Origin of the sequence: Demequina pilifera, from assembly GCF_048814985.1 — a bacterium.
Classification (GTDB): domain Bacteria; phylum Actinomycetota; class Actinomycetes; order Actinomycetales; family Demequinaceae; genus Demequina.
The window spans coordinates 64,205-76,314 of record NZ_JBMDTW010000003.1 but is presented as its reverse complement, the minus strand read 5'-3'; the positions used below and the strand labels follow the sequence as shown (position 1 = coordinate 76,314).

General features: G+C 69.3%; 13 protein-coding genes and 1 tRNA gene. 8 read left to right on the top strand and 6 right to left on the bottom strand.

Going from position 1 to position 12,110, the window contains the following annotated elements; all coding sequences use genetic code 11:
- Positions 1-8: 8 nt before the first annotated feature.
- From ACNI14_RS05545 to ACNI14_RS05535, 3 genes are all read left to right on the top strand, one after another.
- A tRNA-Leu gene (locus ACNI14_RS05545) sits at positions 9-85 on the top strand.
- A gap of 77 nt (positions 86-162) precedes the next feature.
- Positions 163-975 (top strand): Bax inhibitor-1/YccA family protein, encoded by an 813-nt coding sequence (locus ACNI14_RS05540; protein ID WP_420518967.1) that lies wholly within the window; start codon positions 163-165, stop codon positions 973-975.
- 86 nt (positions 976-1,061) lie between these two features.
- A complete protein-coding gene (locus ACNI14_RS05535; RefSeq protein WP_420518966.1) occupies positions 1,062-2,048 on the top strand; it encodes an acetylxylan esterase in 987 nt (328 codons plus the stop codon).
- An 80-nt stretch (positions 2,049-2,128) separates the two neighbouring features.
- On the opposite strand, the gene msrA is transcribed toward ACNI14_RS05535, so the two are convergent.
- Positions 2,129-2,755, bottom strand: coding sequence for a peptide-methionine (S)-S-oxide reductase MsrA (gene msrA, locus ACNI14_RS05530; protein WP_420518965.1), 627 nt, complete (start codon positions 2,753-2,755; stop codon positions 2,129-2,131).
- Positions 2,756-2,894: 139 nt separating this feature from the next.
- Here msrA and ACNI14_RS05525 point away from each other — a divergent pair, with 139 nt between their 5' ends.
- Together ACNI14_RS05525 and rlmC are read left to right on the top strand one after the other, a co-directional pair.
- Entirely contained in the window at positions 2,895-4,232 is a 1,338-nt protein-coding gene (locus ACNI14_RS05525; RefSeq protein ID WP_420518964.1) for an AI-2E family transporter, read from the top strand.
- 53 nt (positions 4,233-4,285) lie between these two features.
- A complete protein-coding gene (rlmC, locus tag ACNI14_RS05520; protein WP_420519422.1) occupies positions 4,286-5,443 on the top strand; it encodes a 23S rRNA (uracil(747)-C(5))-methyltransferase RlmC in 1,158 nt (385 codons plus the stop codon).
- Positions 5,444-5,541: 98 nt separating this feature from the next.
- Here the strand turns inward: rlmC and greA are convergent, their stop codons facing one another.
- A complete protein-coding gene (greA, locus tag ACNI14_RS05515) occupies positions 5,542-6,024 on the bottom strand; it encodes a transcription elongation factor GreA (RefSeq protein WP_420518963.1) in 483 nt (160 codons plus the stop codon).
- A 90-nt stretch (positions 6,025-6,114) separates the two neighbouring features.
- The gene (locus ACNI14_RS05510; RefSeq protein ID WP_420518962.1) at positions 6,115-6,516 is read right to left on the bottom strand and encodes a DUF4307 domain-containing protein; all 402 of its coding nucleotides are present in this window, start codon (positions 6,514-6,516) and stop codon (positions 6,115-6,117) included.
- A gap of 38 nt (positions 6,517-6,554) precedes the next feature.
- Between ACNI14_RS05510 and ACNI14_RS05505 the strand changes: the two genes are divergently transcribed.
- Positions 6,555-6,791 carry a hypothetical protein gene (locus tag ACNI14_RS05505; protein ID WP_420518961.1) on the top strand — a complete coding sequence of 79 codons (237 nt, stop codon included), beginning with the start codon at positions 6,555-6,557 and terminating at the stop codon, positions 6,789-6,791.
- A gap of 35 nt (positions 6,792-6,826) precedes the next feature.
- On the opposite strand, the gene trhA is transcribed toward ACNI14_RS05505, so the two are convergent.
- Entirely contained in the window at positions 6,827-7,486 is a 660-nt protein-coding gene (gene trhA / locus ACNI14_RS05500; RefSeq protein ID WP_420518960.1) for a PAQR family membrane homeostasis protein TrhA, read from the bottom strand.
- Positions 7,487-7,573: 87 nt separating this feature from the next.
- On the opposite strand from trhA, the gene ACNI14_RS05495 reads away from it, so the two are divergent.
- On the top strand, positions 7,574-8,338 hold the full coding sequence (locus ACNI14_RS05495; protein WP_420518959.1) for an isoprenyl transferase: 765 nt from the start codon (positions 7,574-7,576) through the stop codon (positions 8,336-8,338).
- Positions 8,339-8,618: 280 nt separating this feature from the next.
- Entirely contained in the window at positions 8,619-9,977 is a 1,359-nt protein-coding gene (phoH2, locus tag ACNI14_RS05490; RefSeq protein ID WP_420519421.1) for an RNA 5'-3' helicase PhoH2, read from the top strand.
- Positions 9,978-10,056: 79 nt separating this feature from the next.
- On the opposite strand, the gene ACNI14_RS05485 is transcribed toward phoH2, so the two are convergent.
- Positions 10,057-10,896, bottom strand: coding sequence for a siderophore-interacting protein (locus ACNI14_RS05485; protein ID WP_420518958.1), 840 nt, complete (start codon positions 10,894-10,896; stop codon positions 10,057-10,059).
- A 75-nt stretch (positions 10,897-10,971) separates the two neighbouring features.
- Positions 10,972-12,078 carry an ABC transporter substrate-binding protein gene (locus ACNI14_RS05480; protein ID WP_420518957.1) on the bottom strand — a complete coding sequence of 369 codons (1,107 nt, stop codon included), beginning with the start codon at positions 12,076-12,078 and terminating at the stop codon, positions 10,972-10,974.
- Positions 12,079-12,110: the final 32 nt, after the last annotated feature.

Sequence of the window (12,110 nt, the reverse complement as noted above, 5' to 3'; positions counted from 1 at the left end):
GACCCCACGCCCCCGTAGCCCAACCGGCAGAGGCAACCGGCTTAAACCCGGTCCAGTACGGGTTCGAATCCCGTCGGGGGCACCAGACTCGTCCGATCGGACGATGCCGGGGCGTCATAGCGCGCAGTTATGATTGGGCAGACCATTATCGAGGAGGACCTTGTGGCCAGCCCCGCATTCAGCACCAACAGCGCTTTCAAGCCCGGAGCGACGTACGACCAGAACGGCAAGGAAGTCTCGGCCGCCGACCTGGACCACCAGTTCGGCCAGCCCTCCGCGGGCCCGGGCGACACCGGCCGCATGAGCTACGAGGGCGTGATCTCGAAGACCGCCGGCATGGTGGTGCTCGCGGGTCTGCTCGCGATTCCGGGCTACATGTTCCCGAACATCGGTCTCACGATCGGCGCGGGCGTCATTGGGTTCGTGCTGAGCCTGGTGCTCATCTTCAAGAAGGTCACCCCCCCGGCGCTCGCGATCGCGTACGCCGCGGTCGAGGGCTACTTCCTCGGCGGCATCACGACCTTCATCGAGACCTCGTACAACGCGCCCGGTGCGGGCCTGCAGGCCCTGATCGCGACCGCGTGCACGTTCGCGGTGTGCCTGTGGCTCTACCACTCGGGCCGCGTGCGCTACACCCCCAAGATGCAGAAGTTCCTGCTCATCGGCGGCATCTCGTACATCGCGTTCTCGCTGGTCAACGTCGGAATGATGATCTTCGGCGGCACCGACTCCGCGTGGGGCCTGCGCACCGAGATCGAGATCCTCGGGATCCCGCTCGGCATCCTGATCGGCGCCTTCGCGATCATCCTCGCGTGCGTCTCGCTGATCGGCGACTTCGACTTCATCGAGAACGGCGTCAAGAACGGCCTGCCGGCCCACTTCGACTGGAAGGCCGCGTTCGGCATCGTCCTGACGCTGGTGTGGCTGTACATCGAGTTCCTGCGGATCATCGCGATCCTGCAGGGCCGCGACTGACGTAGACAGACGGCCGATGCGGTGACCACCGCATCGGCCGTCTGTGCGCCGGCGCAGCCGGCACTGGTGAAGCCCTTGGAGGCGTGATGGCTTTGTTCGACCTGCCCCTCGACGAGCTCGAGGCGTACCGGCCCGACGTGCGCGAGAGCGCCCGCTTCGACGAGTTCTGGCGTGACACCCTCGCCGAGGCCCGTGGTCACGATCTGAACGTCGCGCTCGCCCCGGGCCCCGTCGAGCTCGGCGCGGTCGAGATCCAGGACGCGACGTTCCCAGGATTCGGCGGCCATCCGATCAAGGCCTGGTACGCCCGCCCCGCAGGCGTCGACGGCGCGCTGCCGTGCGTGGTCGAGGTCAACGGCTACGGCGGCGGCCGCGGCCTCGCGATCGAGCGCACCGTGTGGGCGGCCGCGGGCTATGCCCACCTCTACATCGACACCCGGGGACAGGGCGCGGGCTGGGGCAGCGGCGGCGACACCCCTGATCCGGTGGGCTCGACCCCCGCCACGCCTGGCTTCATGACGCGCGGCATCACCGAGCCCACGGACTACTACTACCGCCGCGTCTTCACGGACGCCGTGCGGGCCGTCGACGCGGCCCGCAGCCTGCCGGGCGTGGACGCCGAGCGCGTGATCTTCGCCGGAGCGTCCCAGGGCGGCGGCATCGCCCTCGCGGTCGCGGGCCTGGTGCCGGACCTGGCGGGCGTCATGTCGGACGTTCCTTTCCTGTGCCACTTCGAGCGATCGCTGGATCTCTCGAGCGAGTTCCCCTACGCGGAGGTCGTGCAGTACCTGTCCGTGTTCCGCGGCGAGCGCGAGCGCACCCTGGACACCTTGTCCTACTTCGACGGCGTCAACCACGCCAAGCGCGCTCAGGCCCCGACCCTCATGTCCGTCGCGCTGATGGACATGGTGTGTCCGCCGTCGACGGGATACGCCGCCTTCAACTGGTACGGCGACCGCTCCGCGCCGGACGTCCGCAAGGAGATGGCCGTCTACCCGTACAACGGCCACGAGGGCGGCCAGGCGCACCAGACCACGCGTCAACTGGAGTTCGTGCAGTCGCTGGTCGGCTGATACCCACAGCCGAGCCGGCGCCAGCAAAGCGGCCGATGCCAGGGTCACCCTGGCATCGGCCGCTTTGCTTGGGGAAGGCGTCAGGCGGGGGAGTACCCCACCTGGCAGAAGCCGTGATTGCAGTAGCCGCCGGGGTTCTTGTACAGGTAGCCCTGGTGATAGTCCTCGGCGTAGTAGAACGTGCCGTCGCCCGCGTCGCGGTCGCGCACGATCTGCGTCGTGGCCTGCCCGTAGCCCTTGTCGCGCAGCAGCGCGTCGTAGCGGTCGCGAGAGGCCTCGGCCGCGGCGAGCTGAGCGTCCGTGGTGGCGAGGATCTCGCTGCGGTACTGGGTCCCCACGTCGTTGCCCTGGCGATTGAGCGTGGTCGGGTCGTGATTCTCCCAGAACGCGGCGAACAGGTCGTCGAGCGACACCTCTTTGGGGTCGTAGACCACCTGGACCGCCTCAGCGTGGCCGGTGCGCGCGGTGCACGTCTCGTCGTACGTGGGATTCGGCGTCCAGCCGCCCATGTATCCCGCGGCGGTCGAGTACACACCAGGGATCTGCCAGAACACGCGCTCCGTGCCCCAGAAGCAGCCCATCGCGACGTAGATCACCTCGTGACCCTCGGGCCACGGTCCCGTCAGCGGGGTGCCGAGCACCACGTGACGGTTCGTCACCTCGATGGGCTCGTCACGGCCGGGCAGCGCCTCGTCCTTGGAAATCATGCTGGTCTTTGAACTTCCGAACATCGGTGACTCCTCTCCGGTCCAGAGAACGCTCGCTCGCGCCGGCATGTTCCGCGCGGTTTCGCTGCGCCGCCGTCCATGTCCCGCTCACGTCGGGCGCGCAGGTTAGGCTCGCGTCATGCCCGAGAACACTACTGAGAAGCGGCCTACCTCGAGTGTCCTTTACACCAAAGAGGCGTCCGTGGTCGATAAGGTGCCGCTGACGCTGCGCGTGGCGGCGGCGTGGTCCTGGCGCGCGATCGTGGTCGGCATCATCGTGGTCGCGGGCGTGTGGACGTTCACGAGCCTGACGGCGCTGTTCGTGCCGCTGGTGATCGCCCTGATCATCGCCGCGCCGCTCGAGCGCCTCGTGACGTGGATGGAGCGCATCAAGTTCCCGCGCGCGCTCGGCTCTCTCATCGCGATCCTCGTCCTGATCCTGGTGGCGGCCGGGCTCGGAACCCTGGCCTCGACCGCATTCATGTCCGAATACGAGGACCTCCGCGACGCGGCCGTCGAGGGGTTCGACACGTTCATCGATTGGCTGGTCACCGGGCCAATAGGCGTCGATCAATCCCAGGTCGACGAGCTCGTGGGTACCATTCAGACCTTCTTCGAGGACAACGCCCAGGGGCTCGCCTCGGGGGCGCTGTCCGTCGGCTCCGCGATCGGCACGATCTTCGCGGGTATCGTCATCGCCCTGGTGGCGCTGTTCTTCTTCATGCGCGACGGTCGTCAGATCTGGCACTGGACCGCGGGGCTGGTTCCCGACGAGGCCGTGGAGCGCGTCGAGAAGGCCGGCCTGCACTCGTGGATCACGCTGCGGCGCTATACCCAGACCACGGTGTTCGTGGCCTTCGCCGACGCCGTCGGCATCGGGCTCGCAGCATGGATCCTGGGCGTGCCGCTCGCGCTGCCCATCGCGATCCTGGTGTTCCTGTTCTCCTTCATCCCCCTGATCGGTGCGACGCTGTCCGGCATCATCGCGTCGTTGGTCGCGCTCGTGGATGGCGGGTGGACCACCGCGCTGCTGATGCTCGGTGCGGTGCTGATCGTGCAGCAGATCGAGGGCAACGTGCTGTACCCGTGGCTGTTCGGCAAGGCTGCGTCGATTCACCCGCTCGCGGTGCTGCTGACCATCTCCGCCGGCACGCTGACGCTCGGCATCATCGGTGCGGTGATCGCCGTGCCCGTCGTCGCGACGCTCTACGCCTTCAACCGCGGGCTGCGTCGCGGACCCGACGAGGACGATGACGACGACCGGCCCCCCATCACCTCGCAGATACCCGTGCTCGCCGAACGCTCCAAAGAGGCCATTCAGCGCGCCCGCGGAGCCATGACGCACACGGGCGAGGTCCGGGTCAGGCGCCAGGCCGCGTCCGATCCCGCGGCGCGGGGCCGGACCGCTGGGGGCTCCGAGCCCGAGCCCCAGAGCGAGCAGATCCCCACGCGAGGGCCCGACACCCCCGACAAGTGAGCGCGAGCGTGCCCCCGGAGGCCACCGGCAACCGCCTGCCTGTCCATCAGGCGATTCGGTGCGACTATCACGCCGCAGGGCTGTGCGGTTCGTGCACCATTCTCGAGACCCCGTACCCGCGACAGCTCGCGGACAAGCAGTCCCACGCGGCCGCGCTGCTCGAACCTTTCGCGCCGAGCCTCGAATGGCTGCCGGCCGTGCCCAGCCAGCAGGCGGGGTTCCGCACCAAGGCGAAGATGGTGGTGGCGGGGACGGTCGAGTCCCCGACGATCGGCATCCTCGACGCCAGGGGCGAGGGCCAGGACCTGCGCGAGTGCCCCCTGTATCCGCCCGCTCTCGGGTCGGCGTTCCCCCTCTTGGCCGAGTTCGTGACCCGGGCGAGGCTCGCGCCGTACTCGGTGCCGCATCGGCGCGGCGAGCTCAAGCACGTGCTGGTGACGCTCGCCCCGAACGGCGACCTGATGGTGCGGTGGGTGCTGCGCTCGACCGAGGCGCTGTCGCGCATCCGCAAGCACCTGCCCTGGCTGCAGGAGCGGCTGCCGAGCCTCACGGTGGCGTCCGTCAACATCCAGCCCGAGCACAAGGCGGTGCTCGAGGGAGACGCCGAGGTCGTGCTGACCGAGCGCGAGACTCTCACGATGACCGTCAACGGCATCGACCTCCACCTGCGCCCGCAGAGCTTCTTCCAGACCAACACGGACGTCGCGGCCGCGCTGTACCGGCAGGTGGCGCAGTGGATCGCGGACGCCCGCCCGGCGAGCCTGTGGGACCTGTACTGCGGCGTGGGCGGCTTCGCCCTTCACTGCGCGGGGGCGGGCGCTGACGGGCCGCGTGTCGTGACGGGGGTCGAGACCAGCGCACAGGCGGTCGCCAGCGCGCGGCGCAGTCGAGACGATCTCCGCGCCGAGGGCCACGCCGCGATGGACGACGTCTCGTTCGTGGCGGACGATGCCGTGGCATGGGCCACGCGGCAGGCCGATGCGCCCGCCGCCATGGTGGTCAACCCGCCCAGGCGCGGGCTGGGAGAGGAACTGTCGCGGTGGATCGACGCCAGCGGCGTGCAGACCCTGGTCTATTCGAGCTGCCACCCGACGACGCTCGCGCGCGACCTCGCCTGGATGCCGTCGATGGCGGCACGCCAGGCACGGCTGCTGGACATGTTCCCGCACACGCGCCACGGCGAGGTGGCGGTCCTGCTAGAACGCCACTAGCCCCTGTCCGGCACTCATTGTCCCCTAGGGCGTAAATCGGCGCCCTATCCGGCACTCACTGTCCGCTGCGACGCTAAGGCGGGGGCGTGGTGGGCCGGTCAGGGGGAGAAGGGCTCGACGGCGATCACCTTGACGGCGATGTTGTTGCCGTTCGGGGCCTCGTAGCTGGTGTCCTCGCCGGGCTTGAGGCCCATCAGCGACTCGCCGAGCGGCGACTGCGGGCTGAACACCTGGATGTCGGTACCCCCGGCGACCTCGCGCGAGCCGACCAGGAACTTCATCTCGTTCCCGGCGACCTCGGCGGTCACGACCGTTCCGGAGGACACCTCGGCGGTCCCCGTCGCCTCGCCCACGGTGGCGGTCTCGAGGATGCGCCGCAGCTGATCGATCCGTGCCTCCTGCTTGGCCTGCTCCTCGCGGGCGGCGTGGTAGCCACCGTTCTCCTTGAGGTCGCCCTCTTGGCGACGCTCGTCGATCTCCTTGGCGATCGCCGAACGGCCCTCGGTCACGAGGTGGTTGTACTCGGCCTGCAGTCGGTCGAACGCCTCCTGGGTCAGCCAGGTTCCGGTCGTCTCAGTCACGGGTGCCTCCTTGTGGACAGAATATGCCACCGTACCAAGGGCCCACTGACAAGTGAAATGCCCCGTAGTCGGCGCATCGGCCGTGGGCGGTCAGCGCGGAGCGCACCCACGCAGCAGGGCGGTGTTCGCCTCTTCGACGGTGGGGATCGTGAGGGTGAAGCGCTGCTCGTCGCCGTCGGCCGGGTCGACGTCGACCTCTCCCACGCCCACCTCCGCGTACTGCACGTTCATGGCGTGGGCGTAGCACGTGACCGGCTCGTCAGAGTAGAAGTACACGTCGAACGTGACCTCGGTCTCGGTCGGGGACTCGACGGAGAAGCCCACGTCCTGCCAGCGGACGGGCTGAGACGCGGAGTCCACCGCGAACCAGGCCACGATCGCGGTCAGCACGATGAGCCCGATCGCCACCAGCGCCCACCTGGCTCGCGACAGCTGCGGGCGCGCGCCGCCCCCGTCCTGGGGCTCGCGGGTATCGGCGGTTGGAGTGCTCATCATGAGGCAGGATAGTTCACAGAGGAAAGGGAGTGGACGTGGCTGACTTCACCGGCGGGCCCGGCCTGCTTGCGTTCATCGCGACCTTCGCGATGGTGGGCGGCGCGATTCTGCTGTTCCGATCGCTCGGCAAGCACCTGCGCAAGGTGCGCACCCATCCGCCGGCCGATGCCGGGGCGGGCTCGGTCTCCGCGCCGCCCGAGCGCGGTGAGGCCAGTGCGGCGAGCCCGAGTGAAGCCGAGCCGAACGACGGCGACGGGCGTACCCGGCCCTGACGCGCATCGGCGCTGTCGCCTGACCCGCATGCGCGCTATCGCTCGACGGCGAAGATGGTGACCGCGATCGCGACGTAGTGAGCGACGAAGCCGGCGATCGTGAGCGCGTGGAAGATCTCGTGGAAGCCGAAGTAGCGCTCCGAGCCGCGCGGCCACTTGGTGCCGTAGATGACCGCGCCGACCGTGTAGCACAGGCCGCCCGCGATGATGAAGCCCACCACGGTGGCACCGCCCGCGGAGTAGAACGGGCCGATGAACCCGACGGCGACCCAGCCCATCGCCAGGTACAGCGGCACGTATGCCCAACGGGGCGCGCCCAGCCAGAACACCCGCAGCAGCGTGCCGACGAGGGCTCCTGCCCACACGAGCGTCAGCACCACTGTGCGCGTGGTGCCGTCGAGCAGCATCACTGTGAGGGGCGTATAGGTGCCCGCGATGATGAGGAAGATGTTCGCGTGATCCATGCGCCTGAGCACGGCCAGCGGCCGCGGCGCCCAGTTGCCGCGGTGATAGACGGCCGAGGTGCCGAACAGCATCACCGCGGTGAGGGTGAAGATCGCCGTCGACAAGCGTCCGGCGAGCGTGGGCGCGTACACCACGAGCGCCATGCCCGCGATGAGCGCGATCGGAGCCGCGCCGAGGTGGAGCCACCCCCGCAGCAGCGGCTTGCCGGGTACGGGAAGGTTCTCTGCCATGAACCTACGATACCGTAGGTTAGGGCGGTGCACCGCTGGCCGGGTATACCGTAGGCGCAGTCGGTGTCCCCCGCTGAAAGGAGTCGTATGAGCCTGCGCAACCTGCTGTACGGGCCATACGAGCGACAGCTCTCGCGCACCCTCCGTGACAAGGGCAACCCCCCGTGCCACATCGGCGTGATCCTCGACGGCAACCGGCGGTGGGCACGCCAGTCCGGCGCCCCCACCGCTCAAGGACACCAGCGCGGGGCGGACAAGATCTCGGAGGTCCTGGGCTGGTCCGAGGACGCCGGCGTCCAGGTCGTCACGCTGTGGATGCTCTCCACCGACAACCTGGAGCGGGAGTCGGACGAGCTCGACGCCCTCCTCGAGATCATCTGCTCCACGGTCGAGCGGCTCGCGGATGACGGGCGATGGCGGCTCCAGCACGTGGGGTCCACGGACATACTGCCGCCCGATGCCGCGGCCAGGCTCGGAGCGGCCGTCGCGCGCACGGAGAGCGCGACCGGCCTGCACGTGAACGTCGCGGTGGGGTACGGGGGCAGGCACGAGATCGCGGACGCCGTGCGCTCCCTCCTGCGCGAGGGCGTGGATGCGGGCCATTCGCTGGAGGAGGTCGCCGAGTCCTTCGCCGTCGAGCACATCGCCGAGCACCTGTACACCAAGGGTCAGCCGGATCCCGATCTGGTGATCCGCACGTCGGGTGAGCAGCGGCTGTCCGGATTCCTGATGTGGCAGTCCGCGCACTCGGAGTTCTACTTCTGCGACGCGTACTGGCCCGACTTCCGCCGGGTGGACTTCCTTCGTGCCCTGCGCGCGTTCTCGCAGCGCGAGCGCCGCCACGGGCGGTAGGCCGCGTCCGTCGCCACGCACCGCTCGCCCGTGCGTGAGTGACGACGGCCGATGCCCGCTCTCGTCACGTACGAATCGCAAGTCGTGCGTGACGACGGGTCCTCGGGCCCATGTGACGAACGCGTGAATCGCGGCGTGTCGCTCTCCCGCTCATCGTCCCGGGCGTAGCGTCAGGCTCGTGGGAAGAGCACAACGTCGGACCATCCCGGTACCGGCCTGAACCGAGCGCCAAGGGGCGTTCGGCGCCCTGCGGCTCGAGACGCGGGGAGCACTTGTGACCATCACTCAGCCAGAGACCACCCCCTCCATCAATGCCGCCACGGCGACGGAGCTGCGCACCTTCGTGCTGGACACCTCGGTGCTGCTGTCCGATCCGCGGGCCCTCAAGCGGTTCGCGGAGCACGCGGTGGTGCTGCCGGTGGTGGTGATCACGGAGCTCGAGGCCAAGCGCCACCACCCGGAGCTCGGGTACTTCGCGCGGTCCGCTCTGCGCATGCTCGACGAGCTGCGCATCAGGCACGGCAAGCTCGATGAGGCGGTCCCCGCGAACGAGGTCGGCGGCACCGTGCGCGTCGAGCTCAACCACAGCGACCAGCGCGTGCTTCCCAGCGGATTCCAGCTGGGCGACAACGACACCCGGATCCTCGCGGTGGCCGCGAACCTCAAGTCCGAGGGCCTCGCCGTGACGGTGGTGTCGAAGGACCTGCCGATGCGGGTGAAGGCCTCGGCGCTCGGGATCGAGGCTGAGGAGTACAAGGCCGAGCTCACGGTCGATTCCGGCTGGACCGGCATGCGCGAGATCCAGCTGTCCGAGGAGCAGATGTCCGCGCTGTACGACACGGAGTCGCTCGCCGCGCCGCCGGAGGAGCACTGCGGCGAGGACGTCGCGAAGCTGCCCGTCCACACCGGCCTCGTGATCCATTCGGGGCGTGGCGGGGCCCTCGGCAGGGTGACCAGCGACGGCGCGATCAAGTTGGTGCGCGGCGACCAGGAGGTGTTCGGGGTCCACGGCCGCAGCGCCGAGCAGCGCATCGCGATCGACCTGCTGCTGGACGAGGCGGTGGGCATCGTGTCGATGGGCGGCCGCGCCGGCACGGGCAAGAGCGCACTCGCGCTGTGCGCGGGCCTCGAGGCGGTCATGGAGCGCCGCCAGCACAAGAAGATCATGGTGTTCCGCCCGCTGTACGCCGTGGGCGGCCAGGACCTGGGCTACCTGCCAGGATCCGAGGCCGAGAAGATGAACCCGTGGGCGCAGGCGGTGTTCGACACGCTGGGGGCGATGGTCAGCACCGAGGTGGTCGAGGAGGTGATGGCGCGCGGCATGCTCGAGGTGCTGCCGCTGACGCACATCCGTGGTCGCAGCCTGCACGACGCATTCGTGATCGTCGACGAGGCGCAGTCCCTCGAGCGCAACGTGCTGCTGACCATGCTGAGCCGCATCGGCCAGGACTCACGCGTGATCCTCACCCACGACGTCGCGCAGCGCGACAACCTGCGGGTGGGCCGCCACGACGGCATCGCCGCGGTCATCGAGGCGCTCAAGGGCCACGACCTCTTTGCTCACGTCACCCTCGAGCGCTCCGAGCGGTCTGCGGTGGCGGCACTGGTGACGGACATGCTGGAGCGGCTGGACCTGTAGCCCCAACCGGTCCCTGAGATGGTGAAGGGCCGATGCGGGGGTCACCCCCGCATCGGCCCTTCGCCTTTTGCAGGGGGGGCTAGAGGCCGAGCTCCTGCAGGTACGGCTCGAGCTCGAGCCAGTTCACCTCGTCGGGGCGGGACTCATCCCAGATCTCCATGTAACGCGCCTGCTGTTCGTCGGTGAGGGCGTTCCACTTGCGCAGCTGCTCCTCGGCGTCCACGTGCCAGTAGCCGACGATGCGGTACAGGCTGTGGTGGCGCGGCCACTCGCGGCGGATGAAGCCTCGCGCCTTGCGGGAGTGCGCTGACTCGCATGCCAGCCACACATACGTGTCGTCGCCGGGCGTACCCAGGCGCTCCATGCATGACAGCAACGCGGAGGGGCCGCGGCCATTGCCGGAGACCTTCCACTCGACGTCGACGGTCGCGGGGGAGGGCAGTGCGATCGCGTCGTCGGCGGTGATGAGCTCCACCACCACGTCGAAGTGCTCCTCGGGGCTGGCCTCCTCGAGGATGCGCGCGACGGCGGGCAGGCCGGTGGCATCCGCGAGCAGCAGCCGCCGCGTCGAGCCCTCGGGGGTCTTGTAGTAGCCGTGCGCCTCGCTGATCGCGACCGCGTCGCCCGGCTGAGCGTCCCGCGCCCACGTGGCGCCGCGGCCGTGACCGTGCGTGACCACGTCGATCTCGACGCTCGGAACCTCGGGGTTCCAGCGCCGGATCGTGTAGTGACGCGCGATGTCGTGGTCGTCCTCCCAGCCGGCGGCGGGCTCGGCGTCAGGGATGTGGACGTGCACGAACTCGTCCGGCTGGCCGGTGGACTGCCAGGCGCGAAGGGCGTCGCCCGTGAGGGTCACGCGGCGCAGGTTCGGGCTGATCTGTTCTGCGGTGGCCACGTGGACCAGGTATGAGTCGCTCATGTGCGTCTCCTCAATCGACAGGGAAGGGTCCGATGCGGGAGGCGCCGGGCGCGGGCCCGGCGCCTCCGCGCTGGATTACTCCGCGGTGGTGGAGGCCGGAACCTCGGTGTCGGGGTCGCCGTCGAGAGCGGCCTCGAGCATCGGCAAAAAGGCCTCCAGCGCGTAGTGCACGGACGAGGGGGAGTTGGCGAAGAACGCACCCTCGAGGACCGGGTCCGCCAGCCAGATGTTGCCGCCGATCTCGGTGGTGCGCAGCGAGTCGAACAGCGGCAGCGCCTGGAGTTCGTCCTTCGCGTCGGGGGTCGTGGCGACCTGCCACACCACAGAGTCGAGGTCGCCCAGCACGTCGAGCTGCTCGGCGCTGATCTGGAACCAGGCCTCGTCCGTGCCCTCGATCGAGGTCACGTCGAGCCCCAGGTTCGCGAGGAACTGATTGCGCGTGTCGTTGGCCGCGTAGACGAAGGCCTGACCCTCGTAGTAGCCGCCCACCTGGGAGGTCTTGCCCTCCCACTCGGGGTGCGCCTCGCGGACCTCGGCGTACGCCGTGTCGATCTCGTCGATGATCTCCTCGGCCTTGTCGGTGGTGCCGGTGGCCTGTGCCAGCAGCGTGAGCTCGTCGGCGAGGGACACCCCCCACTCGACGGTCTCGGCGCCGTCCGAATCGGTCGCCGGACGCGTCACGACGGGCGCGATGCCGGACAGCAGCTCGAACTCCTCGTCCGTCATGGTGTGGTTCGGGTAGGTGGCGACGATGAGGTCGGGCTCGAAGGCCGCGATCGCCTCGGCGTCGTAGGTGGTGGTGCCGGGCTCGAACGTCTCGGGCTCGGCGCCCGCCACGATGCGGTCCTCCTCGGCCCACGGGCCGGTACCCATGTCGTAGCCCTGCCAGCTCACGGGGACGGCGACCGGGGCGACCCCCAGCGCGTACAGGTACTCGTGCTCGTGAGAGCCGAGCGTGACCACGCGCTCGGGCTCGGAGTCGACGACGACCTCGCCCATCACGGTGTCGAGGGTGACGGGGAAGGCCTCAGTCGCGGTCTCTTCGGCCGTGGCCGTGGGGGCGTCCGTGGGCTCGTCGCTCGGCTCATCCGGGGCGGATCCCGAGGAGCAGGCCGCGAGCACGAGGGCCGCCGCGGCCGTGATGCCTGCGGCGCCGGCGCGGCGCTTGGTCAGCGTGAACATGAATGGTCCTTTCGTAGGGGTGGGTGTCAGGT